Origin of the sequence: Butyrivibrio sp. AD3002, assembly GCF_000420905.1 — a bacterium.
In the GTDB taxonomy this organism is placed as follows: Bacteria; Bacillota; Clostridia; order Lachnospirales; family Lachnospiraceae; genus Butyrivibrio.
The window spans coordinates 58,090-83,903 of record NZ_ATVV01000010.1; the positions used below are offsets into that span (position 1 = coordinate 58,090).

26 protein-coding genes are annotated in these 25,814 nt (G+C 42.4%); 24 read left to right on the forward strand and 2 right to left on the reverse strand.

What is annotated here, in order from left to right:
- Positions 1 to 13: 13 nt before the first annotated feature.
- On the reverse strand, positions 14 to 409 hold the full coding sequence (locus tag G596_RS0108685) for an RrF2 family transcriptional regulator (protein WP_022761451.1): 396 nt from the start codon (positions 407 to 409) through the stop codon (positions 14 to 16).
- A gap of 158 nt (positions 410 to 567) precedes the next feature.
- On the opposite strand from G596_RS0108685, the gene G596_RS0108690 reads away from it, so the two are divergent.
- The 6 genes from G596_RS0108690 (at position 568) to G596_RS0108720 (ending at position 6,124) form a co-directional block, all read left to right on the forward strand.
- Positions 568 to 1,851, forward strand: a complete 1,284-nt coding sequence (locus G596_RS0108690; RefSeq protein WP_022761452.1) for an O-acetylhomoserine aminocarboxypropyltransferase/cysteine synthase family protein — start codon at positions 568 to 570, stop codon at positions 1,849 to 1,851.
- A 170-nt stretch (positions 1,852 to 2,021) separates the two neighbouring features.
- Complete coding sequence (locus G596_RS0108695; RefSeq protein ID WP_022761453.1) at positions 2,022 to 2,945, forward strand: transporter substrate-binding domain-containing protein; 924 nt, start codon at positions 2,022 to 2,024, stop codon at positions 2,943 to 2,945.
- A gap of 1 nt (position 2,946) precedes the next feature.
- The gene (locus tag G596_RS0108700) at positions 2,947 to 3,606 is read left to right on the forward strand and encodes an amino acid ABC transporter permease (protein WP_022761454.1); all 660 of its coding nucleotides are present in this window, start codon (positions 2,947 to 2,949) and stop codon (positions 3,604 to 3,606) included.
- Positions 3,587 to 4,261: an amino acid ABC transporter permease gene (locus G596_RS0108705; protein ID WP_022761455.1), complete on the forward strand. Its 675-nt coding sequence runs from the start codon at positions 3,587 to 3,589 to the stop codon at positions 4,259 to 4,261. The genes G596_RS0108700 and G596_RS0108705 overlap by 20 nt, the downstream gene beginning before the upstream one ends.
- Before the next feature lies 1 nt (position 4,262).
- The gene (locus G596_RS0108710) at positions 4,263 to 5,006 is read left to right on the forward strand and encodes an amino acid ABC transporter ATP-binding protein (RefSeq protein ID WP_026671259.1); all 744 of its coding nucleotides are present in this window, start codon (positions 4,263 to 4,265) and stop codon (positions 5,004 to 5,006) included.
- Between the two features lie 116 nt (positions 5,007 to 5,122).
- Positions 5,123 to 6,124, forward strand: coding sequence for an asparaginase (locus G596_RS0108720; RefSeq protein WP_022761458.1), 1,002 nt, complete (start codon positions 5,123 to 5,125; stop codon positions 6,122 to 6,124).
- Between the two features lie 8 nt (positions 6,125 to 6,132).
- Here G596_RS0108720 and G596_RS0108725 read toward each other — a convergent pair whose 3' ends face one another.
- The gene (locus G596_RS0108725; protein WP_022761459.1) at positions 6,133 to 6,531 is read right to left on the reverse strand and encodes an RrF2 family transcriptional regulator; all 399 of its coding nucleotides are present in this window, start codon (positions 6,529 to 6,531) and stop codon (positions 6,133 to 6,135) included.
- 206 nt (positions 6,532 to 6,737) lie between these two features.
- Between G596_RS0108725 and G596_RS21510 the strand changes: the two genes are divergently transcribed.
- From G596_RS21510 to G596_RS0108820, 18 genes are all read left to right on the forward strand, one after another.
- On the forward strand, positions 6,738 to 7,577 hold the full coding sequence (locus G596_RS21510; protein ID WP_022761460.1) for a PfkB family carbohydrate kinase: 840 nt from the start codon (positions 6,738 to 6,740) through the stop codon (positions 7,575 to 7,577).
- On the forward strand, positions 7,574 to 8,095 hold the full coding sequence (locus G596_RS0108735; RefSeq protein WP_022761461.1) for a TIGR04002 family protein: 522 nt from the start codon (positions 7,574 to 7,576) through the stop codon (positions 8,093 to 8,095). Before G596_RS21510 ends, G596_RS0108735 begins: the two co-directional genes overlap by 4 nt.
- Positions 8,096 to 8,118: 23 nt before the next feature.
- Positions 8,119 to 8,727, forward strand: coding sequence for a TIGR04100 family radical SAM protein (locus G596_RS0108740; protein ID WP_022761462.1), 609 nt, complete (start codon positions 8,119 to 8,121; stop codon positions 8,725 to 8,727).
- A gap of 240 nt (positions 8,728 to 8,967) precedes the next feature.
- Positions 8,968 to 10,017 carry a methionine ABC transporter ATP-binding protein gene (locus G596_RS0108750; RefSeq protein WP_022761464.1) on the forward strand — a complete coding sequence of 350 codons (1,050 nt, stop codon included), beginning with the start codon at positions 8,968 to 8,970 and terminating at the stop codon, positions 10,015 to 10,017.
- On the forward strand, positions 10,018 to 10,689 hold the full coding sequence (locus G596_RS0108755) for a methionine ABC transporter permease (RefSeq protein WP_022761465.1): 672 nt from the start codon (positions 10,018 to 10,020) through the stop codon (positions 10,687 to 10,689).
- 62 nt (positions 10,690 to 10,751) lie between these two features.
- On the forward strand, positions 10,752 to 11,606 hold the full coding sequence (locus G596_RS0108760) for a MetQ/NlpA family ABC transporter substrate-binding protein (protein WP_022761466.1): 855 nt from the start codon (positions 10,752 to 10,754) through the stop codon (positions 11,604 to 11,606).
- On the forward strand, positions 11,575 to 12,978 hold the full coding sequence (locus tag G596_RS0108765) for an amidohydrolase (RefSeq protein ID WP_242829177.1): 1,404 nt from the start codon (positions 11,575 to 11,577) through the stop codon (positions 12,976 to 12,978). The genes G596_RS0108760 and G596_RS0108765 overlap by 32 nt, the downstream gene beginning before the upstream one ends.
- A gap of 147 nt (positions 12,979 to 13,125) precedes the next feature.
- The gene (gene cysK / locus G596_RS0108770) at positions 13,126 to 14,061 is read left to right on the forward strand and encodes a cysteine synthase A (RefSeq protein ID WP_022761468.1); all 936 of its coding nucleotides are present in this window, start codon (positions 13,126 to 13,128) and stop codon (positions 14,059 to 14,061) included.
- Between the two features lie 264 nt (positions 14,062 to 14,325).
- Positions 14,326 to 15,516, forward strand: a complete 1,191-nt coding sequence (locus G596_RS0108775) for a MalY/PatB family protein (protein ID WP_022761469.1) — start codon at positions 14,326 to 14,328, stop codon at positions 15,514 to 15,516.
- A 5-nt stretch (positions 15,517 to 15,521) separates the two neighbouring features.
- The gene (locus G596_RS24395) at positions 15,522 to 15,755 is read left to right on the forward strand and encodes a YezD family protein (RefSeq protein ID WP_081646699.1); all 234 of its coding nucleotides are present in this window, start codon (positions 15,522 to 15,524) and stop codon (positions 15,753 to 15,755) included.
- Between the two features lie 20 nt (positions 15,756 to 15,775).
- A complete protein-coding gene (locus G596_RS0108785) occupies positions 15,776 to 16,969 on the forward strand; it encodes a trans-sulfuration enzyme family protein (protein ID WP_022761471.1) in 1,194 nt (397 codons plus the stop codon).
- A gap of 76 nt (positions 16,970 to 17,045) precedes the next feature.
- The gene (gene carB, locus G596_RS0108790; RefSeq protein ID WP_022761472.1) at positions 17,046 to 20,300 is read left to right on the forward strand and encodes a carbamoyl-phosphate synthase large subunit; all 3,255 of its coding nucleotides are present in this window, start codon (positions 17,046 to 17,048) and stop codon (positions 20,298 to 20,300) included.
- Positions 20,301 to 20,589: 289 nt separating this feature from the next.
- On the forward strand, positions 20,590 to 21,135 hold the full coding sequence (locus G596_RS21515; RefSeq protein WP_196805209.1) for a hypothetical protein: 546 nt from the start codon (positions 20,590 to 20,592) through the stop codon (positions 21,133 to 21,135).
- 33 nt (positions 21,136 to 21,168) lie between these two features.
- A complete protein-coding gene (locus tag G596_RS0108800; RefSeq protein WP_022761474.1) occupies positions 21,169 to 22,077 on the forward strand; it encodes a radical SAM protein in 909 nt (302 codons plus the stop codon).
- A gap of 10 nt (positions 22,078 to 22,087) precedes the next feature.
- Positions 22,088 to 22,450: a NifB/NifX family molybdenum-iron cluster-binding protein gene (locus G596_RS0108805; RefSeq protein ID WP_022761475.1), complete on the forward strand. Its 363-nt coding sequence runs from the start codon at positions 22,088 to 22,090 to the stop codon at positions 22,448 to 22,450.
- Between the two features lie 22 nt (positions 22,451 to 22,472).
- Positions 22,473 to 23,315 carry a nitrogenase iron protein gene (gene nifH, locus G596_RS0108810; RefSeq protein WP_022761476.1) on the forward strand — a complete coding sequence of 281 codons (843 nt, stop codon included), beginning with the start codon at positions 22,473 to 22,475 and terminating at the stop codon, positions 23,313 to 23,315.
- Between the two features lie 47 nt (positions 23,316 to 23,362).
- Positions 23,363 to 24,319 (forward strand): transporter substrate-binding domain-containing protein, encoded by a 957-nt coding sequence (locus tag G596_RS0108815; RefSeq protein WP_022761477.1) that lies wholly within the window; start codon positions 23,363 to 23,365, stop codon positions 24,317 to 24,319.
- A 24-nt stretch (positions 24,320 to 24,343) separates the two neighbouring features.
- Entirely contained in the window at positions 24,344 to 25,813 is a 1,470-nt protein-coding gene (locus tag G596_RS0108820) for a nitrogenase component 1 (RefSeq protein WP_022761478.1), read from the forward strand.
- Position 25,814 lies beyond the last annotated feature (1 nt).

Consider the following 25,814-nt stretch of genomic DNA (forward strand, 5'->3'; position numbering starts at 1 on the left):
ACTAAGCGGCCTGTCACAGCAGGTCGCTTAGTTTTTTTGCATAAAAGAAATTCTTCTCCATCTTATAAAAGTCAGACCACATGGAAAGGGTTTTACACTTTTCTTTTCTGGGGCATTCCTCGGCGTTGTCCTCTAAACAGACAACAGGAGAAAAGGTTCCTTCCATAAGTTCAATGATTTCTCCTATAGAGTATTCATCAGGCTCTCTAAGTAATTTGTATCCACCATGCTTTCCGCTGGCGCCTTTAATTAGACCACCCTTTACCATTTCTTTTGCAATTATTTCAAGATACTTCTTGGAAATATCCTGTCTTTCGGCTATGTCTTTAAGAGGGATATAATCTGAACTGTTCTGCTGTGCCAGATCTATCATGACTCTAAGAGCATAGCGGCCTTTAGTTGAAAACATAAATCTCCTCCTTATAGCAGGCGAAAGCAAAACCTTATCATAAAACATATTGACACAGTAGGTAAATAGATTGTATCATCAATTTCAACAAAAGCAAACAAAAAAGCGAAAACAAAAAGCAAACCAAAATAAAAATGAAAATCAGGAGGAGAAACGGTATGAGCAATTACAGATTTGAAACACTTCAGTTACATGTAGGTCAGGAGCAGCCGGATCCGGCAACAGATTCAAGAGCGGTTCCGATTTATCAGACCACATCTTATGTCTTCAGAAATTCACAGCACGCAGCTGACAGATTCGGTCTTGCTGATGCAGGTAATATCTACGGAAGACTTACAAATTCCACTCAGGATGTTTTCGAAAAGAGAATAGCAGCACTTGAAGGCGGAAGCGCAGCACTTGCAGTTGCATCCGGTGCAGCAGCTATAACTTATACAATCGAGGCACTTGCAGCAAACGGCGGACACATCGTTGCACAGAAGACCATCTACGGCGGAAGCTACAATCTTCTGGCACACACACTTCCTCAGTACGGTATAACAACTACTTTCGTAGATGCTCATAATCTTAGCGAGGTTGAGGGAGCTATTCAGGATAACACAAGAGCGATCTACTTAGAGACACTTGGTAATCCCAATAGTGATATCCCGGACATCGATGCAATCGCAGAAATCGCTCATAAGCACGGACTTCCGCTGGTAATCGACAACACCTTCGGAACACCTTATCTCATCAGACCCATCGAGCACGGCGCTGACATTGTTGTTCATTCAGCAACAAAGTTCATCGGCGGACACGGAACAACACTTGGTGGAATCATTGTTGAGTCAGGAAAATTTGATTGGAAGAAGAGCGGCAACTATCCTCAGATCGCGGCACCCAATCCCAGCTATCACGGAGTATCATTCTATGATGCTGTAGGACCTGCTGCATTCGTTACTTATATAAGAGCAATCCTTCTTAGAGATACGGGAGCAACAATTTCACCCTTCAATGCATTCCTTCTTCTTCAGGGAACAGAGACACTTTCCCTTCGTCTTGACAGACATGCAGAGAATACAAAGAAGGTAGTTGAGTTCCTGGCGGGGCACCCTCAGGTTGAGAAGGTTAACCATCCTTCACTTGCAGACCATCCGGATCATGCACTTTATGAGAAGTACTTCTCTAATGGCGGAGCTTCAATCTTCACATTTGAAATCAAGGGCGGAAAAGAGGCTGCATGGAAATTTATTGATAATCTTGAGATCTTTTCACTTCTTGCAAATGTTGCAGATGTAAAGAGCCTTGTTATTCATACTGCAAGCACAACACATTCTCAGCTTACAGATGAGGAACTTGCCGACCAGGGAATCACACAGAGCACCATCAGACTTTCAATCGGTACAGAGCACATAGATGATATTATCGCGGACCTTGAGAAGGGCTTTGCTGCAGCAAAATAAAGCAGACCCCTCATCCGCCCCTTCGGGGCACCTTCCCCCCAAGGGGAAGGCGATAAAATCTAAGTCTTTCCCCCAAGGGGAAGGCTATAAAATCTAAGTCTTCCCCCTCCGGGGGAAGGTGGCGCGAAGCGCCGGATGAGGGGAAAAACATAAAAAGGAGAATAATTATTATGAAAAAGAACTATCTGACAAAAATCGGAACATTACTCACAGCTACAGCACTTTTAGGAGCAACTCTTGCAGGCTGCGGTGCATCTAAAACAGAAACAGCAGACCTGAATTCCACAGGAGCAGACATTGAGGAAGGTACAGAGAAGTCTGATGCCGCCGAAGCTGATACTGTATACAGAACCCTTGAGGAGATCAAGGAGAGCGGAACCATCAACATCGGTGTATTTTCAGATAAGAGTCCTTTCGGATACGTTGATGAAAACGGAGAGTATGCAGGATACGATGTATATTTTGCAGAGAAGATCGGTGAAGATCTCGGTGTAAAAATCAATTATGTTTCAACTGAAGCTGCAAACAGAATAGAGTATCTTCAGACCGGTAAGGTTGATATCATTCTTGCTAACTTCACTGTAACTGAGGAGCGAGCACAGGAGGTTGACTTCGCACTTCCTTATATGAATGTTGCTCTTGGTGTTGTATCACCTTCAGACAGCGTTGTTGAGAGCCTTGATGCGGTAGGTGCTGATGACCAGATCATTGTAATTTCAGGTACAACAGCTGAGACCTATCTTGAGAAGAACTATCCTGACATTAAGCTTCAGAAGTATGATGCATACGCAGAGGCTAAGACAGCCTTTGAAAACGGCAACGGTGTTGCATGGGCTAACGATAACACAGAGGTCATTGCATTTTCTCTTGAGAACGAGGGCTACACTGTAGGCATTCCTTCACTTGGTGATGCAGACACAATTGCACCTGCTGTAACAAAGGGCAATGATACACTTCTTACATGGCTCAACGAGGAAATCGAGACCATAGGAGAGGACAACTTCTTCCATAAGGATTATGAGGAAACACTTCTTGATACTTATGGTGCAGATTATGAAAACACTTTTGTAGTAGAGGGTGGTAAGGTTCAGTAATATGGATTTGAATGTGCTTAAATCATATATACCTCTATATAACGAAGCACTTCTCCTGACTGTTAAAATAGGTTTGCTTGGCATCCTGACAGCCTTTGTAATAGGGCTGTCGGGAGCAGCCGCAATCTATTTCAGGATTCCCGTCATAAGGAAAATATTATCAATCTACATAGAACTATTCAGAAACACTCCGCTACTGGTTCAGCTTTTCTTTATCTATTTTGCACTTCCGAAGCTGGGAATCAGGATATCAGCGGAGCTTTGTGGCGTTATGGGACTTGGACTTATTGGCGGAGCTTATATGATAGAGACAATGCGAAGCGGTCTTGAGTCTATAGCAAAGGTTCAGAGTGAGAGTGCACTTTCCCTAGGGATGACAGAGGGGCAGGTTTTCCTGAACATAATTCTTCCGCAGGCTTTTTCGGTGAGTATGCCGGGAATAATGGCTAATGTGATCTTCCTCCTAAAGGAGACATCAGTCTTTTCAACCATAAGTCTTATGGATTTAATGTTCACTGCAAAGGATCTGATAGGAATGTATGCAAAGACAATTGAATGTCTGTTTTTGCTTGTTATCTATTATCTGGTGATGCTTCTTCCCGTATCAATCCTTGGATCAATCATAGAGAGGAGAGTGCGCTATGCAGAGTTTGGGGATTGATGTGCTTTTTAAAGGCACCAATATGATAAGACTCTTAAAAGGACTCTGGGTATCGGTAGAGATAAGCCTGATATCGGTTGCGATAAGTATTGTACTCGGCCTTATCGCAGGTGTGCTTATGACCTCTAAGAGCAAATTGATACGTTTTATTTTCAGGGTATATCTTGAGATAGTCAGAATAATGCCGCAGATGGTATTACTGTTCATCGTCTATTTCGGAACAACCAGAGTGTTTGGCATGAATATCTCCGCAGAGCTTTCAGCCATAATAGTTTTTGTATTCTGGGGAACCGCGGAGATGGGAGATCTGGTAAGAGGATCCATTCAAAGTATCCCGAAAATCCAATATGATTCCGCGTATGCTTTGGGAATGGATAAATTCCAGGTGCATTTTCTGATTATATTTCCGCAGACTATTAGAAGGCTTCTGCCACTTTCAATAAATCTGGTTACGAGAATGGTTAAGACAACATCCCTCGTAATGATGATTGGAATTGTTGAAGTGTTAAAGGTTGCCCAGCAAATTATTGAGGCAAATAGAAAAGCATCGCCGAATGCAGCATTCGGAGTGTTTGCGGTTGTATTCTTCTTATATTTTATTGTCTGCTGGCCAATAAGCAGATTAGCGGTAAAACTTGAGAAAAGGTGGGCGTAAGATGAGCGAGCTCGTTAAAGTAAAAAATTTACATAAGGAATTCGGAGGAAACGTAGTCCTAAAGGATATCAATCTTTCCGTAAAAAAGGGAGAGGTAGTTGTTATAATAGGTCCCTCCGGTTGTGGAAAAAGTACTTTTCTTCGCTGCCTTAACGGACTTGAAGAAATCCAGGGAGGAGTCGTGACGGTTGACGGACTTCCGGTGGAGCCGAACAAAAAAGACATAGTGAACATCAGACAGAAGATAGGTATGGTGTTCCAATCCTACGATCTTTTCCCACACAAGACAGTACTTGAAAATACGATTCTTGCACCTATAAAGGTACAGAAGAGAATTAAGGATGATGTTATAAGAGAGGCACTGGAACTCCTTGATAAGGTCGGGCTTGCAGATAAAAAGGATTATTATCCAAGGCAGCTCTCAGGCGGACAAAAGCAGAGAGTCGCAATTGTAAGAGCACTACTTATGCATCCGGATGTCCTGCTGTTTGATGAGGTGACTGCAGCTCTTGATCCCGAGATGGTTCATGAGGTACTCCAGACAATGCTCGAGCTTGCCAAATCAGGCTCTACCATGATAATTGTCACTCACGAGATGGCCTTTGCAAAAGCGGTGGCTGATAGAATTGTTTTCTTTGACCGGGGAGAGATCGTAGAAGAGACAGGAGATGTAAAACAGTTCTTTGAGGAACCGGAGACAGAGAGGGCAAAGAAATTCCTAAAGACATTTAAATATGAGGAATAATGGTTAGGAAGGAGACAGGAATATGTCTCCTTTTTTCTTGTATAACTCACAATAAGATAATTATGGTACGATATATATGTCTCCATGAATTTTTATTCAAAGAAGAGGTGATCTGAGTGAGCAGAAAAATACTTATTATCAACACAGGCGGAACGCTTTCGGCGGTGATGAAAGGTAATGGTCTCATTCCGGGACTGTCCATTTATGATATGCAAAAAGAACTCCGTATGGTGTCCGGAGATACGGATATCGAGATAGAGGATTTTTGCTCGCTGGACAGTGCCAATATTTTTCCTGAGGACTGGGGACTGCTTGCAGAGCGAATAAGTGAATGTAGAAATCAGTATGACGGGATAGTGGTTATACATGGCACCGATACGCTGGCTTATACATCATCAATGCTTTCATTTATGCTTAGAAATATCGGAATCCCGGTTGTTATAACCGGCTCACAGTTATCCATTACAAATCCTGTTGCGGATGCCATGGAGAACTGCAGATGTGCCATACATATGGCGGCAAGTCAGATACCGGGAGTGTTTGTTGCTTTTAATCGTAAGGTCATGCTTGGCTGCAGGACATCCAAGGTACGCTCACTTAGTTTTGATGCCTTTGAGAGTATTAACTATCCCAATATTGCGACTATCAGTTCCCTGGGTATGAAAATCGATACGGCAGCTGTTCCTGAAAGAACAGGTATTTTCAAGCTCGCAAATTCTTATTCTGACAAAGTCTGTATGATAAAAATGTTTCCGGGGATACATACCGGATTTGTTGAAGCGGTAGCGGATCAGGGCTATAAAGGGCTTTATATAGAGGCATACGGAATCGGTGGTATGCCGTTTTTGAAGCATGATTTTATCGGAACGCTTGATAAGCTAATAAAGGGCGGAATGACCGTGGTTGTCGGGACACAGTGCAGATATGAGGGGACTAAGATGGATGTCTATGAAACCGGCAAGAGAGCCCTCGAAATAGGAGCCCTTGAGGCATGTGACATGACCGGTGAAGCAGCACTTACAAAGCTCATGTGGATCCTTGGAATGACAGAGGACCTGTCAGAGATACGGGACTACTATTCGATAAATGTGGCAGGAGAGATAACGCCCCACAAATAATGTGGAGATTATCTTATTAGGTCAGTCAGCTTTTTGCTATAGAAAAAGTCATGACTGATTTTGGCATATTCTTCCCACATGGGAAGAGTTTTGCAGTCACTTTTACGCGGGCAATTATCTGCATCGGGAAGGAGACAGGCTACAGGTGATATAGGCCCTTCCATGGTTTCAAGTATTTCTCCGACAGTATATTCTTCAGGTAATTTGGTCAGTCTGTACCCGCCATGCTTGCCGCTTGATCCGGAGAGCAGCTTTGAACTGACCAGTTCTTTTGCAATTATTTCAAGATATTTTTTTGATACTCCGATTCTTTCAGCAATATCTTTAAGCGGAATAGGATCATCCGATTTCTGCTGTGCAAGATCTATCATAATTCTGAGAGCATATCTTCCCTTTGTTGAAAACACAATAAAAACCTCCAATAATCGTATTACCTATTATTTTAAAGGGTAAATCAACAATTAACAATGTGCATTTCGCACAGAATCACTTTCGGATTCATTTTTTGATAATCTGGTCATATAAAAAGTATTTAAATTGACTATATTTATATAATCAGAAATGGTGTATATTGGCACATAAATAATTCAAAAAACGGAGACTTGTAGAAAACATGAAGGTTGCAGCTATTAATGATTTATCCGGCTTTGGCAAATGCTCGCTAATTGCAGATATATCAGTGCTGTCTGCGATGGGTATTGAAGTTAATCCTGTGCCTACAGCGCTGTTTACTGCTCAAACCGGTTTCCCGTCATTTTACATGCATGATACAAAGGATATGGTCAGATATTGTACTACCGAGTGGAAAAAGCTTGAGGCAGAGTTTGACGGCATACTGACAGGTTACATCCCCTACGAAAGAGAAGCGGATTATGTTCTGGAATTTGTGAATACTTTCAATAAAAAGGACACGGTACTTCTTGTAGATCCTGTAATGGGAGACGGAGGAGAGTGCTATTCAAACTATTCGGACGGATTGCTTTCCAGGATTAAAAAGATGGCTGAGATAGCAGACATCATCACTCCTAATCTTACGGAGCTCTGCATTCTTGCAGGCGTCAAGGCGGATCAGGTTGTCAGGGACACAGCTAAGGGCAATCACCTTAAGAAGATAGAGAATATTGCAAATAAAGTTAGAACCGGTGACAAGCAGAGCGTGGTGGTTACCGGGATTTTTACGGACAATGATAAGCTTTGTAACTTAGTTGTTCATGAAGGTGGAACTGAGGTTATAGAGTGCAAATATAATGGACGAAGTTATTCCGGTACGGGAGATCTTTTTGCAGCATCGCTTCTGGGAAATGTTCTTAAAGGAAAAGACATAGCGAGTGCAGTTTCGGATACTACAGAATTTATTGGAAAAGCAATATTGGCTACCACCGAAGAGGACGGAAATTATGGGGCTGATTTTGAAAAAATATTGGCAGGTGGTTTAGGAGGAGTCACATTATGAAAAGAGAAAACGTAAACTCAAAGACAAGGCTCATGGCCTTTACCGGTGTTATGGCCGCGCTTACCACAATTTTTACGGCATACATTTTTCATATACCGGTTGGTGTAAACGGCGGTTATGTTCATTTTGGCGATACGGTTATTTATCTTGCGGCAGCGATGTTACCTGCGCCTTATGCAATGGCCGTAGGTGCACTTGGAGGAGGTCTCGCAGATCTTCTTACAGCGCCCATGTGGACTATAGCTACAGTAATCATTAAGATGCTCATCGTTATTCCTTTTACAAGTCGCAGTTCATCATTACTTAATAAACGGAATATTGTAGCGCCGATTATTTCATTTTTTATTTCTGCAACAGGCTATTATATAGCAGAGATGCTTATTTTTGGAGCAAAGGTGGCTCTTATACCTGCCTTTGCAGGAAGCTTTGTTCAGTCATGCGGTAGTGCACTGTTTTTCTATATAGCAGCTGCAGCGTTTGACGGGGTTGGAGTAAAGAAGACTATTTTTGAATTTTAAATACGACAAGAGGAGTGAAAAAAGTGGCGGACATTTTATATACTTACAAGAACAGCGTGTATGCAAACATTACAAATAAATGTAATTGCAGATGCACCTTTTGCATACGTTTCCAGAAGGATGGGATAGGAAGCTCAGATACCTTATGGCATCAGCAGAATCCCACAAAGGAGGAGGTTCTCGACGCAATAAGGAATTTTGATTTTACAGGTTTTGATGAACTGGTATTTTGCGGGTACGGAGAACCAACCTGCGCACTGGATATCCTTCTTGCAGCGGCCAAGACAGCCAGGGAAGAGAAGGGACTGAAAACACGTCTTAATACAAACGGACTTGGAAACGAAGAAAACGGAAGGAATATAATTCCTGAGCTTTCCGAGGTTATCGACAGCGTATCTATAAGTCTTAATGCACCGGACAGTGCAAAGTATCAGGAAGTTACAAGACCGCAGTTTGATGACGGCTTTGAAAAGATGATAGATTTTGCAACAAAATGCAGGGACGAAATAAAGGATGTCAAATGGTCTATTGTCGATGTTCTTCCTGAGGAAGATATAGAGAAATGTAAGGAACTGTCTGAGAAGACCGGAGTTCAGCTACGAATTAGACATTTCAGCAAGAATTCACAGTAAAATATATAGTCAGATAAGTGATAAAGAGATTTCTTCATCAGTTATTCTTAGGGCAAAAGCCTGAAGGATACTGGGCGGAGAAGTCTCTTTTTTGTTTTGTGCGCATGGGTAAAAGAAAAACTTATATTCACCTATAAGATTAGTATGCTTTACGCTTCGATGGTCTGGCTGCATAATCTCCTTAACAACAAACGAACAGAAAAACAACAGAAGATAAGCAGTATCGGGAAGGAGGAGATTATGATCAAATTTGAAAACGTTGGAAAAGTATTTACTCAAAAGAAAAATAAAGTAAATGCTCTTCAGGATATAAATCTTGAAATAGAGACCGGCGATATATTCGGACTCATTGGATTTTCGGGAGCAGGAAAAAGTACACTTCTAAGAACAATAAATGCTCTTGAAAAACCGACATCCGGAAAAATAACAGTAGACGGCGATGACATCTATAGTTTAAGTCCTAAGGAACTAAGAGCAAAAAGAAAAACTATAGGGATGATTTTTCAACAGTTCAATATTCTTGAGACCAAAACAGTTTGGGAAAACATCGCACTTCCATTAAAACTCAATCACACACCGAAAAAGGAAATCGAAGAGAGAGTTGATCAGATGCTTAAGTTCGTAGAACTGGAAGATAAGAGGGATGAATATCCCGGAAAACTTTCCGGAGGACAAAAGCAGAGAATAGGAATTGCAAGAGCACTTGCAACAAGGCCAAGCATTCTTCTAAGCGATGAAGCCACAAGTGCACTTGATCCCAAAACAACAGATTCGATCCTGGCTCTTCTAAAGAAGATAAACAGAGAACTGGGTGTCACAATCGTAATTGTTACTCATGAAATGAATGTTATTTCCAGCATATGCAATCATGTGGCGGTTATGGAAGCGGGAAGAATTGTTGAACAGGGGAATGTAATAGATATTTTCAGTGAACCCAAGGCAGATATTACAAAGAACTTTGTAAAGACAGTGATCCAGGATGAGGTTCCGGAAAAGCTTCTTCAAAGTATTTATGAGGATACAAGAAATTATAAGCTCCTAAGACTTAAGTTCCAAAGCTCAGACAGTACAGAGTCAGTACTCGCACAGGTAAATAAAAAGTTTGATATCGAAACCAATATTCTATTTGCAAATATTAGCGAGATACAGGAACAGATATTAGGAATACATATAGTTCAGATTATCGGTTCGGACATTGAAATCAAAAAAGCCGAGCAATATTTCACCCTACATGGTGTAGGTTACAAAGAACTTGAAGAATACAAAGAAGAACTGAAGGAGGTGGTATAAATGGCACAAATAGAAAACTTTCTCGGAATACCGATGGAGAAAATATTCACTTCAATTGAAGAAACTCTCTATATGGTAAGCATATCACTCATAATCGGAGCTGTTTTAGCCTTCATCATCGGAATAGCACTAGTATTTACAAAGAAGGGCGGGCTGTATGAAAACAAGGTGATATACACAGTCATAAACGTGATCATCAATGTAATTCGAAGCACACCTTTCGTGGTACTCCTGATTGCAGTGATGCCGCTCACAAAAGCGATAATCGGAACAAGAATCGGACCAACTGCAGCAATAGTACCGCTTACGATTTATATTGTTCCGTTCCTGGCAAGGCTGATAGAAAATTCGCTTCTTGATACGGGAAAAGGAATTTACGAAGCGGCAAAATCGATGGGAGCTACACCGTTTCAGTTAATTTTTTACTTCATACTTCCTGAGGCAAAAGGTTCCCTCATTCTCAGTATTACAACAGGAATCGTCGGACTGATAGGATCCAGTGCTATGGCAGGATATATCGGAGGAGGCGGAATAGGAAGTCTCGTACTTAATTATGGATACAACAGATTCAATTTTGAGCTGATGTACACCCTCGTAGTATTTTTGATAATCGTAACCCAGTTTATACAGAGCCTTGGAAGCAATCTTTCAGTCAAGGCAAGAACAAATTAACAGTTGAAGCTAAGCATAAAAAAGTGTGCTTGCAATATAAATGAAAAACGGAGGAGAAAAACATGAAAAAATTAACAGTGGTAAAGAAGATTACAGCAACAGCAGTTTTAGCAGGATTACTTGCAGGTTCACTTACAGGATGCGGAACAAATGCGAAAGCAAGCGCAGCGCAGTCGGATAAAAAAGAAATTACCTATGCAAAGGGTGTAGGCCCTTATACAGAGCTTTTTGAAGAGGCGATAATTCCTATTCTGGAGAAGAAGGGGTATACCTTCAAAGTATCAGAGCTTGATCTTAATCAGGCAGACGCAGCAATCACCGCAGGTGACGTAGACGTATCAGTAGAACAGCACTCGGCATTTTTAAAAGCATACAATGAACAGTCAGGAGGAAATCTCGTAGCATTGTCAAAGATTCCAACCGTACCGGCATCTGTTTTCTCAGAAAAACATGCATCGGTCGATGAGATCGGCGAGGGTCAGGTAATCGCAATTCCACAGGATGCGGGAAACCAGGCAAGAGCATTCGTAATGCTTCAGGATCTCGGTTGGATAACACTTAAAGAAGGAACTGATTTTGCAACAGCTTCCGCAGAGGATGTTGAGGAGAACAAGTACAATCTTGAGTTCTATGAACTTCAGACAACCTACATCGCAACAAGCCTTTCGGATTTTGACTTTGGTGTTATTACAGGAAGTATTGTTTACAATGCAGGAATTGATCCTTCCACAGCACTTTTTAATGAGAATCTTTCAGAGGATTTCTGGCTCCAGGTTGTAGTAAATGCTGATAATGCAGATGCACAGTGGGCAAAAGATATTGTGGATGCATATCAGTCAGAAGAGTTCCTTACATGGATTGGTGAGAACAACGGACCTAAGTACAATGAGCTTTGGTCAATCCCTTCCTACAACTAAGATGGCGAAAATTTCAGACAGAATGGAGAGACTGGATAATATGGATGCTATAGAGAAAAAAATAATAGACATAATCGATTCGCACAGAGATGAAATAATCGAATTTGCAAGAGATATTTATGATCATGCGGAGCTTGGATACAAGGAGTTCAGGACAGCAGAAAAGTTTGCGGATTTTACAAAAAAACTTGGACTGGAGGTTACTGAGGGGCATGCAGTAACAGGTGTGAAGGCATATCTTAATCAGGACAAAAAGGACAATGTAAGCCTTGCTCTTATCGGAGAACTTGATGCTCTTAGAATTACAAATCATCCTCATTTTAACAAGGAGAGTCAGGGAGCACATTGCTGCGGACATCATGCTCAGCTTACAGGAATCCTGGGAGCGGCAATTGCTCTTTCCGACAAAGAGATAGCACAGTCGCTCGACGGACAGGTTGTATTCTTTGCGGTACCTGCGGAGGAATATGGGGAGGTAGAATTCAAGAACAAATTGAAGGATGAAGGAAAGATCAAATATGGCGGAGGAAAATGTGAACTTATTAGGATTGGTGCATTTGATGATGTCGATCTTTCGATAGCTCATCACAGCTCAAACGGAGATAAGATCAGCTTTAGCAGCAGAACCAATAATGGCTTTGTAAGTAAGGTAATAAAGGTGCATGGAAAAGCTTCTCATGCTGCCGCTGCTCCCGAGCTTGGAGTGAATGCTCTTAACGCTGCTTCACTCGGACTTGCTGCACTTGGTTATCACAGAGAGACCTTCAAGGATACAGATCATGTAAGGATACATCCGATTATGACAAAGGGTGGAGATCTCGTAAATGTAATCCCCGATGAGGTTGTTATAGAGACTCTTGTCAGAGCAGGAAACAACGAAGCCATAATTGATGCATCAAACAAAACTGACAGAGCGTTTTTTGCAGGCGGAGCGGCGCTTGGAGCAACTGTTGAGATTGAGACGATGCCGGGATACCTGCCGACGCTGCCGGTGGTTCCGGAGGAAGATCTTGTTGAGGCAGCAAAAATAGCAGCCGGCGATAAGTATAACGTGGAAGTGGCAGATGATAAAGGAGAGTTCAGCGGTGGCTCCACGGACGTTGGAGATCTTCAGCATATCCAACCGGTTTATACATTTAATACAGGTGGTATAGAAGGAAAATTCCATGGCGCTGACTTTGAAGTAGTGGACGAAGAACTGGCGTATATCGAGACAGCAAAAGTGTTTGCTCTGGGGGCATACAGGTTCCTTAGAGACAATGCCAAAACCGCGAAGAAGATAGTTGATGAATATGAGCCTAAGCTAACCAAAGAGAAATACGTAGAGCTTTTGGATTCCTTTATAAAAACTGAGATTAAGGAGTATAACTGATAGTTATCGAAGCAATAAGTAAAGTTTATTTCTACCGATAATTATTACTTCATTTTACAAAGATGAGTGCCGTGTTATTATCCTTATATCAACAAACGACACATAAAAACGAAAGAAAAAATATATTAAAAACGGAGGAGAAATATCATGGCATACATTAACCAGAGCGCACTTGATCTTATTGGGGGAACACCAATCTTACAGCTTAACGGCTACAGCAAAAAGGCAGGAGTTACAGATGCAACACTTCTTGCAAAACTTGAATATCTCAATCCTGCAGGATCCGTAAAGGACAGAGTAGCACTTAGTATGATAGAGGATGCTGAAAAGAGCGGAAAGCTTAAACCCGGAGCAACAATCATCGAGCCTACATCAGGTAACACAGGAATCGGTCTTGCAGCAGTTGCAGCAGCAAAGGGCTACAGAGCAATACTTACACTTCCTGATACCATGAGTGTTGAGAGAAGAAATCTTCTTAAGGCATACGGCGCAGAGATCGTTCTTACAGAGGGCGCCAAGGGAATGAAGGGAGCAATTGCCAAGGCAGAAGAACTTGAGAAAGAAATTGACGGAGCAATAATCCTCGGTCAGTTCGTAAATCCGGCCAACCCCGCTATCCATAAGGCTACCACAGGTCCTGAAATCTGGAAGCAGACAGACGGCAAGGTTGATATCTTTGTTGCAGGTGTAGGTACAGGCGGAACCATCACAGGTGTTGGTGAATACCTCAAGGAACAGAATCCTGATGTTAAGGTTGTTGCAGTTGAGCCCGCTACAAGTCCTGTTCTTACTAAGGGCGAAGCAGGACCTCACAAGATTCAGGGAATCGGAGCAGGCTTCGTTCCGGAAACCCTTAACACAAAGGTTTACGATGAAGTTCTTGCTATCGAGAATGAAGATGCTTTCGCAGAGGGTAAAAGATTTGCGGTTTCAGAGGGAATTCTTGTAGGTATCTCATCAGGTGCAGCACTTAAGGCAGCAACAATTCTTGCAGCAAGACCTGAGAACAAGGGTAAGAACATAGTAGTTCTTCTTCCCGATTCAGGTGACAGATACCTTTCAACACCGCTTTTTGCAGATTGATAAAAACAGAGTAGAGACAATTTATACATACCCAGCCAATATGTAGATAAGAATAGTACGTGTGAAAATCATTTGTTCACAGTACGCAAATTATGATATTCCGGTTCCAAATCTCCTTCCGGAAAAAAGAATTGCTCCGAAGCTCATCCGCTTCCGGAGCACTTTCTATATTCAATATATGTATATTAAACATAAAAGTTTATTATTCAAAAGCCTTCCCCCTTTTAGGGGGAAGGTGGCACGAAGTGCCGGATGAGGGTAAATATGACAACATACAACTTTGACAAAATAGTAGACCGCAAAAACACTTCCTCTCTCAAATACGATTTCGGTCCCGAAAGAAAAAAGAGAGACGATCTGCTTCCACTATGGGTTGCAGACATGGATTTTAAGCTTCCGGATGAAGTGATTGAGGACATAGAAGAAAGAGTAAGGCATGGTATTTTTGGCTATACAGATCCCAAAGATGATTACAAAACTGCAATAAGAAACTGGTATCTTAAGAGGCATGGTTTTGAAATAAAGGACAACTGGAATGTTATAACTCCCGGAGTCGTATATGCCATTGCAACAGCAATCAGAGCACTTACGGATAAAGGCGATGCCATCCTGATACAGCAGCCTGTCTATTATCCCTTTGCTGAGACGGTTAAACAAAACGGCAGAAAATTGGTAAACAACCAGCTTGTTTATAAGAATGGACACTACGAAATTGATTTTGATGATTTTGAAAAGAAGATAATTTCAGAGAATGTTAAGCTGTTTCTTTTTTGCAGTCCGCATAATCCGGTGGGCAGAGTATGGACCAAAGAAGAACTGACAAGAATTGCAGATATCTGTAAAAAACATGATGTATATGTTTTTGCAGATGAAATTCATTCTGATTTTGTTTACAAAGGATATAAGCATACGCCTTATATTTCACTCGGAGAGGAGTATACCGGGAAGCTTATTGTAGGAACTTCTCCTAGTAAGACCTTCAACATTGCAGGTCTTCAGATTGCCAATATTATTATCCCGAATGAGGAAACAAGAAGAGCATTTATATTTGAGAACGAGGCAGCAGGCTATAGTCAGTGCAATGCGGTTGGACTGACAGCAACCATTTCAGTATATACCAAGGGCGAGAAATGGCTTGATGAGTTAATTGAATATCTCGAGGGGAATGTTTCTTATGTCAGGGACTTTTTGAAAGAAAAGCTTCCTCAAATACATCTTATAGAACCTGAGGGGACGTATCTCATATGGCTCGATTTCAGCGAATTTACTGATAATCATAAGGAACTTGAAAAACTGATAGTTGATGAAGCACATCTGTGGCTTGATCCCGGAATCATTTTCGGAAGAGAGACAGCGCTATTTGAAAGAATAAATATTGCCTGTCCCAGGAAGATACTTGAGCAGGCGATGAATCAATTATATGAAGCAATCAGAAATCATGATAGCAGTCTATAAGCTTTATGAAATTGTGCAGGATATTATGGCAAGGTAATATCTTCTTAAATAAAAAATGTCTTGGAAAGACAGGTGAGGAGAGAATTATGGCAAAGGCGGATGTGGAAAAAGATTTGTTGGAAGACGTATGGAAAAGGATAAGGAATCAGGTTGAAAACCTGAAGTACGGAACTGTAACTATAACTGTACATGATGGCAAGATCACGCAGATAGAAACCAGTTCGAAAGAAAGATTCTGATTTTGAAGGGAGTGATTAGTATGGATTGCAGTGGGTGCAACAAGTGTACAGATGTAAATTGCAGCATAGAGACAAAGTGTCAGCAACTGGACAGAAATCTTTTGGATAAGTGGGGAGCTATCAGCTATCCAATATATCAGACAGCTACTTTTGCACACCCGGGACTTGGGGATACAACGGGCTATGATTATACCAGAATGCAGAATCCGACAAGAAAGCAATTGGAATCTATAGTTGCCTACCTTGAAAACGGGAAGGATGCTATTGCATTTGCCAGCGGAATGGCAGCAATAGCAACTGTAATGGAGCTTTTTAGCCCGGGAGATCACTTCATTATTGATGAGGATCTTTATGGTGGGAGCATCAGACTTTTTAATGAGATAAGTAAAAAGAACGGTCTTGAGTATACAGCGGTTAGTCTTAGCAGCGAGGATATAACACCTTATATAAAGGAAAATACGAAGGCTGTTTATCTTGAGACACCAACAAATCCTATGATGAATGTAACTGATATAGAAGAGCTCTCTAAAATAACTAAAGAAAAGGGACTATTACTTATAGTAGACAACACTTTTTTGTCACCTTATTTTCAGAATCCTCTTAACCTCGGAGCTGATATTGTTCTTCATTCCGGAACGAAGTTCCTTGGAGGACATCATGACACTATAGGAGGGTTCGTGGTTGTTAAGGATGAAGAGTTGGATGAGAGATTAAGATTTATCTACAAGACAACAGGTGCAGGACTTTCACCCTTTGATAGCTGGCTCATTCTTCGTGGAATCAGAACTCTTGCGGTAAGACTCGACAGAGCACAGGAAAATGCGCTGGCGCTTGCAAAATATCTAAAGACTAACAAGCACGTGACAAAGGTAATCTATCCGGGACTCACTGAACACCCGGGGTATGAGATTATGAAAAAGCAGGCCAGAGGTTTTGGTGCTATGTTGACATTTGAGGTGGACTCTGCTGAGTTTGCGCATTCGATTTTAAATAATGTACAGCTTATTTATTTTGCTGAGAGCCTTGGTGGGACAGAGACACTTATTACCTATCCGGTTACTCAGACACATGCGGATGTACCAAGGGATCTTCTTGAAAAGAATGGGATCAATGACAGAGTATTAAGGCTTTCTGTAGGAATTGAAGGCATTGCAGATCTAATCTGTGAGTTTAATCGAGTGTTTGCGATTGCAGAAAAAGAGAACCAAAAATAATTAAATTTACTACTTGTTTTATTCTTCCATGGATAATAAAATTTTTAGAGAAAAATTTTAGGAATGGGAGAGGAACATGGCACAGAGAACAGATATCCACAAGGTACTAATAATCGGCTCAGGCCCTATTGTCATCGGACAGGCTTGCGAATTTGACTATTCGGGAACTCAGGCCTGCAAGGCGCTTAGGAGTCTTGGCTACGAAATCGTCCTGGTTAATTCCAATCCGGCTACTATCATGACAGATCCGGAGATGGCTGACAGGACTTATATTGAACCCCTTAATGTAGAGCGCGTTGCCGCTGTAATTGAAAAAGAAAGACCGGATGCCCTTTTGCCCAATTTGGGAGGACAATCTGGTCTTAATTTGTGTTCGGAACTTTATAAGGCGGGTGTCCTGGAAAAATATAACGTCAAGGTTATAGGTGTTCAGGTAGATGCCATTGAGCGAGGCGAGGACAGAACAGAGTTCAAGAAGACCATGGATATGCTCGGCATCGAGATGGCCAGATCCAAGGCCTGCTACAGCATCGAAGAGGCGCTGGCTGAAGCTGATGAGCTTGGATATCCTGTTGTTTTAAGGCCTGCTTACACTATGGGCGGAGCAGGCGGCGGCCTTGTTTACAATAAAGAAGAGCTTCAGACAGTCTGTGCCAGAGGTCTTGCTGCATCAATCATTCATCAGGTTCTTGTTGAGGAGTCAATCCTTGGCTGGGAAGAGCTTGAGCTTGAGGTTGTAAGAGATAAGGACAACAACATGATCACCGTATGCTTTATTGAAAACGTTGATCCTGTCGGTGTCCATACGGGAGATTCCTTCTGTACTGCGCCTATGCTCACTATAGATGAAAAGCTTCAGGAGGAGCTGCAGCGCCAGGCCTATAAGATTGTAGAGCACATCGGAGTTATCGGTGGTACGAACGTACAGTTCGCTCACGATCCGAAGACCGGAAGAATTGTTGTAATTGAGATCAACCCCAGAACTTCAAGATCTTCTGCACTTGCAAGTAAGGCGACCGGTTTCCCGATTGCCCTTGTATCAGCAAAGCTTGCAACCGGTTTAACACTTGCTGAGCTCCCTGATTCCAAGTTCGGAACTCTCGATAAGTATGTGCCGAACGGTGACTACGTTGTTGTTAAGTTCGCGCGCTGGGCGTTTGAGAAATTCCATGGAGTAGAGGATAAGCTCGGAACACAGATGAGAGCTGTGGGCGAAGTAATGTCCATCGGTAAGAACTTCAAGGAAGCTTTCCAGAAGGCGATAAGATCCCTTGAAAAGGGCAGATACGGCCTTGGAAATGTGAAAAAGTATGAGGATATGGATAAGGAAGAGCTGTTGCATCTTCTTAAGGATGCTTCTTCTGAGAGATATTTCCTTATATACGAAGCCTTCAAGAAGGGCGTGACAGTAGATGAGATATTTGACATCACAAAGGTTAAGCACTATTTCCTTACTGAGATAAAAGAGCTTGTTGATGAAGAGAGCGCTATTGTATCCGAATTTGCAGGAAAAGTTCCTACTAAGGAAGTCCTTGTCAAAGCTAAAGAAGACGGATTTGCAGACCGCTACCTTGCAGGACTTCTTGATGTTTCTGAAGATGATATCAGAAAAAAGAGAGAGGAGTTCGGATTCCTTGAGAGCTGGGATGGCGTACATGTATACGGAACCGAAGGCGCTGCTTATTACTACTCAACTTATAAGACTGATGCGCAGCTGGAGAATCCCAAGGATATGTCATCCACCAATAAGAAGATTATGATCCTCGGTGGTGGCCCCAACAGAATCGGACAGGGTATCGAGTTTGACTACTGCTGTGTACATGCAGCACTTGCTCTTAAGAAACTCGGATTTGAGACAATCATTGTAAACTGCAATCCCGAGACGGTATCAACAGATTACGATACTTCAGACACACTTTACTTCGAGCCTCTTACACTTGAGGATGTTCTTCAGATTTATAAAAAGGAAAAGCCGGTTGGAGTCATCGCACAGTTCGGAGGCCAGACACCTCTTAACCTCGCAGCTAAGCTTAAGGAAGAGGGCGTAAATATCCTTGGAACAACTCCCGAAGTAATAGATCTTGCAGAGGATAGAGATCAGTTCCGCATGATGATGGAGAAGCTTGAGATTCCTATGGCTGAGTCAGGAATGGCATCAAATGTAGAGGAAGCAAAAGCTATAGCCGCAAGAATAGGCTATCCTGTAATGGTTCGTCCTTCTTTCGTACTTGGCGGAAGAGGAATGGAGATTGTTCGCGACGAAGAGAGCATGGAAGGTTACATGAGAGCAGCTGTCGGCGTCACACCTGACAGACCGATTCTTATAGACAGATTCCTTCATAATGCACTGGAGTGTGAAGCTGATGCGATAAGTGACGGAGAGAGAGCGTTTGTTCCCGCAGTTATGGAGCACATAGAGCTTGCAGGTATTCACTCAGGAGACTCTGCCTGCATCGTTCCTTCAAAGCATATTTCTGAAAAGCATCTTAAGACAATCGAGGAGTACACCAGAAAGATTGCTGTAGAGATGAACGTCGTTGGTCTTATGAATATGCAGTATGCGATTGAGGACGACACTGTTTATGTACTTGAAGCAAATCCTCGTGCATCCCGTACTGTGCCGCTGGTATCCAAGGTCTGTGGTATCAGAATGGTTCCCGTTGCTACAGATATTATTACTTCTCAGCTCACAGGAAGACCTTCGCCGGTGCAGGGACTTATAGAAGCAAAGAAGAATACAGAACCCGAATATTATGGCGTAAAAGAGGCTGTATTCCCCTTCAATATGTTCCCGGAGGTTGATCCGGTACTTGGACCTGAAATGCGTTCAACAGGTGAGGTACTTGGACTTGCAAAAACTCCCGGAGAAGCCTTCTTTAAGGCAGAAGAGGCAGCCGGTGCGGTTCTTCCTCTCGAGGGTGCGGTTCTCATATCACTGAATGAGGAGGACAAGCCCGAAGCAGCAGAAATCGCCAAAGGCTTTGCTGATGATGGCTTCAGGATTTATGCAACAGGCAAGACCTATGAGACCATCGTAGAAGCAGGCATAGATGCCACAAGAATTATGAAAAACTACGAGGGCGGCAGACCCAACGTAGAGGACATAATTAAAAATGGCGAGGTTCAGCTTGTAATTAACACACCTATCGGAAAGGGTGCAAAATACGATGACGCATATCTTCGCCGCGCAGCCATAAAGGCACGTCTTCCCTACATCACCACAGTTGCTGCAGCCAAAGCCGCAGTACAGGGAATAAAGGAAGTTAAGAAGGGCGGATGCGGAAACATCAAGTCCCTTCAGGAGTACCATAATACGGACAGTAATAAATGATTAAAAATGCAGGGTAAAAGATTTTATTATACCCAGCCATAAGTAATACTTGATTTTCCCCGGTCGGTTACTATGTTAGAATTCATCTAACCTTAAAGATAACCGACCGGACAACCGGAGGTTTACAATCACTTCATTTCATTTGTGAAGCGTGTTGTAAACCTCCTTTTTTATTTCATGGGTCATGTCCTGTGAAATAAAAATGAATCCGCAGGTTTATGGAAGGAAAGGAAAAATGACAATCTCGGCAAGTTTTTTTAAAGGTTATGAAAATACAAATGATCCGAAAATGGATTTTAGAAGACGAGAAAGAGAAAAGGTGCGCTTCTATAAATCAGGGAAAATCAGGGCGGTGTATTTAAACGGACAGACTGATATAGAAACTGATTACGGGATGATACCTGCAGAGCTCATAACCTTTTACGAGAATGGAAGCATAAAAAGAATTTTTCCCAGGTATGGAAGAATAGGAGCCTATTGGTCGGAGAAAAACGAAGCCGAGATTACCGCGTATTTAGACTTGAAGGTGGGGAAAACGATCTACAGATCAAGACCACAGTGTCTGTACTTTTTCCCTGATGGAAAGCTTAAAAGTATAACCATTTACAACAGCGACACACTGATAATCAGAACAAAGTACGGAGACATCAAAACAAACATAGGAATTTCCTTTTACAGATCGGGAAAGATTAGAAGCATCGAACCGGCATTTAAGACAGAGATTGAATATAAAGGGAAAAAGATTAGACCTTTCAATTTTTTTGCAGACGGAATGCACGCCGATGACAATTCGCTGGTCTTTGATGAGGAGGGATACATCCTAAGCTACATCTGACAACCGGAGTTTAGACAGACAGGAGTAACACAAATGAACAATAGCACTAATACATTACTTGAACTAAATGATCCGCTGGAGCACATTTCAAACCAGCATCCCTGCTTTGGAAAGGGGCCCAATCTTAATAAAGGAAGAATTCATCTTCCGGTAAGTCCTTCCTGCAACATACAGTGTGCTTTCTGCAACAGGACAAGAAATAAGGATGAGAAAAGACCGGGAGTTACTTCAGAAATACTTACGCCCAATGAGGCGGCGGAAATACTTGATAAAGCCTTGGAGCTTTGCCCACAGATAACAGTGGCAGGTATCGCAGGACCGGGAGATACACTCGCATCCGATTATGCGATAGAGACTTTTAAGCTTATAAAGGAAAAGCATCCGGAACTTATAAACTGCCTTAGCACAAACGGATTACTTCTTGAAGAAAGGGCACAGGAACTCATAGATGCAGGAGTAAAAACAGTAACAGTAACCGTCAATGCAGTTGATCCCAAGGTACTGAAACATATATGCCTCTGGATTGTAAAAGACGGAGTTACCTATGTCGGGGAAGAGGGTGCAAGAATTCTCATAGATGCACAGCTTCGAGGAATCAAGAAGATAAAGAAGCTTGGAGCTATGGTAAAGGTCAATACAGTTCTTTGCCCGGGAATAAATGATGAACATGTCGAAGAAGTCGCCAAAACCGTGGCAGGACTCGGTGCAGACTTTATGAATATCATACCGCTTATTCCGACGCATAAGCTCTCACATTTAAAAGAACCAGATTGCATGATGCTTCATGAGGCAAGAACAAAAGCTGAAAAATATATAAGAGTTTTCAGGCATTGCCAGAGATGTAGGGCGGACGCAGCAGGTATTCCCGGAAAGCTCGAAATATCGGATCAGTTGTATGACATAAAGAAACTTAATGCGAAAAATACATTTTCACACGGATAAGGAGGCTGGCATGAAATATCAGGTGGCGTTGGCGTCCTATAGCGGAGAGAATATAGATCTTCATTTCGGAAGATGCGTAAAGTTTCTTATCGCAGAAATAACAGATAACACTAATTGGGAATATGTGGATGAAATAGATACCGGGCTTGCTTGTAACGGAGGATGTGACCATGAAAACATCGAGGCGGTTGCAGAGAAAATTAGTCATTGCAAATATGCACTTTCAGCGAGGATAGGCCCCGGTGCAGCAAGGATTCTTTTGAGCAAAGGCATAAAAGCTCTTGAGATAGAAAATGAAATAGATCAGGCCATAGAAAAGCTGATGATTTATGACAGAGCTCACAGTGATAAAGCTCTGGTAAAACACACATAAGAATGGAGGAGAGTTTGAAAAAATGGCAGAGTTAAGACAAATCGCAATTTACGGAAAGGGTGGAATCGGAAAGTCCACTACAACACAGAACCTGACAGCAGGACTTGTTGAAAAGGGACAGAAGGTCATGGTAGTAGGCTGTGATCCTAAGGCAGACTCGACACGACTTCTGCTTGGCGGACTTGCACAGAGAACAGTTTTGGACACCCTTAGAGAAGAGGGAGACGATGTTGATATCGACAGCATCTTAAAGGAAGGCTTTGGAGGAACAAGATGTGTTGAGTCAGGCGGACCTGAGCCCGGTGTTGGATGTGCAGGACGCGGAATCATTACTTCAATAGGTCTTCTTGAACAGCTTGGAGCGTATACAGAGGATCTTGATTATGTATTTTATGACGTACTCGGCGATGTAGTTTGTGGTGGTTTTGCAATGCCTATCCGTGAAGGAAAAGCTCAGGAAATCTATATTGTAGCAAGTGGTGAGATGATGGCTCTCTATGCAGCCAACAACATCTCCAAAGGTATCGCAAGATATGCTAAGACAGGCGGTGTAAGACTTGGCGGTATCATCTGCAACAGCAGAAATGTTGACAGAGAGCTGGATCTGCTTCGCGCGTTTTCTAAGGAGCTTGGTACCAAGCTTATCTACTTTGTTCCCCGTGACAACGTAGTACAGCATGCAGAGATTAACAAGAAGACAGTCATAGAGTATAAGCCGGAATCAAATCAGGCTCAGGAATACAGGAATCTTGCGGAGGCGGTAATGAACAATAAAGACCTTGTAATTCCCACACCCATGACACAGGAAAAGCTTGAGGAAATCCTTTCGGAGTTCGGTCTTATGGCTGATGATTATCAGATTTAAGTGAGGCAATAAAAACCTATATATTACAAACAATCAGGAGGAAGATTATGAAAAAGAGAAAAGTTTTGGCAGTATTAACAGCAGCAGTATTGGCGCTTCAACTTGCAGCATGCGGTAGCGCAAAGGCCAGTGAAAGTGCAGCGGGAAGTGACAGCGCAAAAGCAGAGGATGCAAAGACAGAGGACGCAAAGACAGAAGAGGCAGGCTCATCTGAAGGCGGTTCTTCAAACCACATTGTAATCGGCTGCAATATTTCAGTATCAGGTGTTAACGATTATCTTGATGAAGATGATAACCTCACAGGCGCTACAGTTGAGCTTATGAGAGCAATCGATGACAAGCTCGAGGATTATGAGTTTGAGTATGTACCCACATCCTTCGATGATGTATTTGTGGGAATCGAGGCTGGAACCTACCAGGGCGGCGAAGCTAACTGCTTCTTAACAAAAGAGAGAATTGAAAAGTATGCAATTCCAAGTGAAAACATTGGTGCAAGCTACATAGGTCTCCTTGTAAAGAAGGAACTGGGCGATCTTACAAGCTTTGAGGATGTTGCCAACAGACAGAAGAGCGAAGGACTTACCTTCTATTCAATGCAGGCAGGTAACGGACTTACATATCCTGTAGAGGTTTACAACGAGGAGCATCCTGACAATCAGATCGAGTTTGAGTACACATCAGAGAATACCAACAGCGAAGTAAATAACTGGATCATCAATGGCAGATATGATGTAGGTCTTGCACTTTATTCAAACTGGCTTACTAACTATGTTGCTGAGGATGGAGCTTATCACGATGCAGTCGATGATCTTGTTTGGATCCCGATTCAGATAGTTGGTGTTTATAATCTTTTCAACAAGGACAAGGTTGACCAGAAGTTCCTTGATGCTTATGACGCAGCACTTAAGGAGCTCAAAGAGGAAGGCAAGGCACAGGAAATCAGCAAACAGTTCTATGGATATGATCCATTTGAAGAGGATATAAAGGACTTAACAGACAATTAAAAAGGGGTTAGAGGTTAATAACTTATGGCTATCAATTTATCAACCGGAGCACCGGTTATACGTGAGCGCAGACTGAATGCGATACTCAGCTATAACGGAACTGCTTCAGATTTAAATGAAAAATCAAAAAATGCAGAATTAAAATGCTCCGGCAGACGCTATGGTCAGTGTAGTGACTGTCAGGAGGGATGTGCACAGTCAATGGCTTCCTTCGTAAAGGGCGGAGCAGTTGTGGCACATGCTCCAATTGGATGCTTTGCGGCAGGCGACAGTGTCAGAGATAATGCAGGACGCGCCGTTACTGCAGCAAGGAAAAGGGGCGAGTTTTCAAATACCGCTATCTGCACCAATATTCAGGAAAAGGATACCGTATACGGCGGAATGGAAAAACTGAGGAAGGCACTAAGAGAAGCCTACAAGAGACAGAATCCGTCAGTAATTTTCATAACGACCTCCTGTGCATCAGGAATCATCGGTGATGATGTGGAGTCAGTTGCTGAAGAGATGGAAGATGAGCTTGGTGTTCCGATAGTTCCCATCGCCTGCGAGGGCTTTAAGTCAAAGGTCTGGTCCACAGGGTTTGACGCAACCTTCCATGGTATTTTGAAGAAAATTGTGAGAGAGCCCAAAGAGCGCAAGAAGGATGTTGTAAATATCTTTAACTTTGAAGGAACAGATACTTTTACACCTCTCCTTGCAAAGCTGGGACTTAAGACCAACTATGTTGTGCCTCTTGCAACCTATGAGGAACTGGCTAGTCTCTCAGAAGCTACCTGCTCAGCGCAGATCTGTGAGACTCTTGCAACCTATATCGCTCATGGTCTTGAGGAAAAATTCGGGGTGCCTGAGGTAAAAGCACCTGCTCCCTACGGCATTAACTGGACAGATGGATGGCTTCACGAAATTGCGAGACTCACAGATAAGACAGATGTTGTTGAGGATGTGATTGCAACAGAGCATGCAAGAATTGCAGAGGAGCTGGAAGAACTTAAGAAGAAATTTGAAGGAAAAACGGTTTACATTCTTGCAGGCGATGCCTACACCTACAATCTCTCAAATCTTGTAAAGGATTTAGGACTTAAGATCGCAGGTGTTACAGCACTTCACCACGATCAGAAGGCAGATTCCGGAGAAATAAACATCTTAGAGAAACTCGTTGAATCAGCCGGAGACATCCAGAACTTTAACGTATGTAACAAGCAGCCCTACGAGGTGGTGAAAATCTTAAAGAAGGTTAAACCCGATTATCTTATCGTTAGACATCAGGGACTTACAGTACTCGGTTATAAATTGGGAATACCTACAATATTTGAAGGAGATGCAAACTATTCAATCGGATATGACGGAGTTATACGTCTGGGTAACAGATTATGGGAAGCTTATCTGACCAGAAAGTTCAATGAAAACGTTGCCGCACATTCGGAATTTCCTTACACAGACTGGTGGATGAATGAAGTTGATGATCCCTTCTATTTTGAAAAAGGAGGAAAGTAGT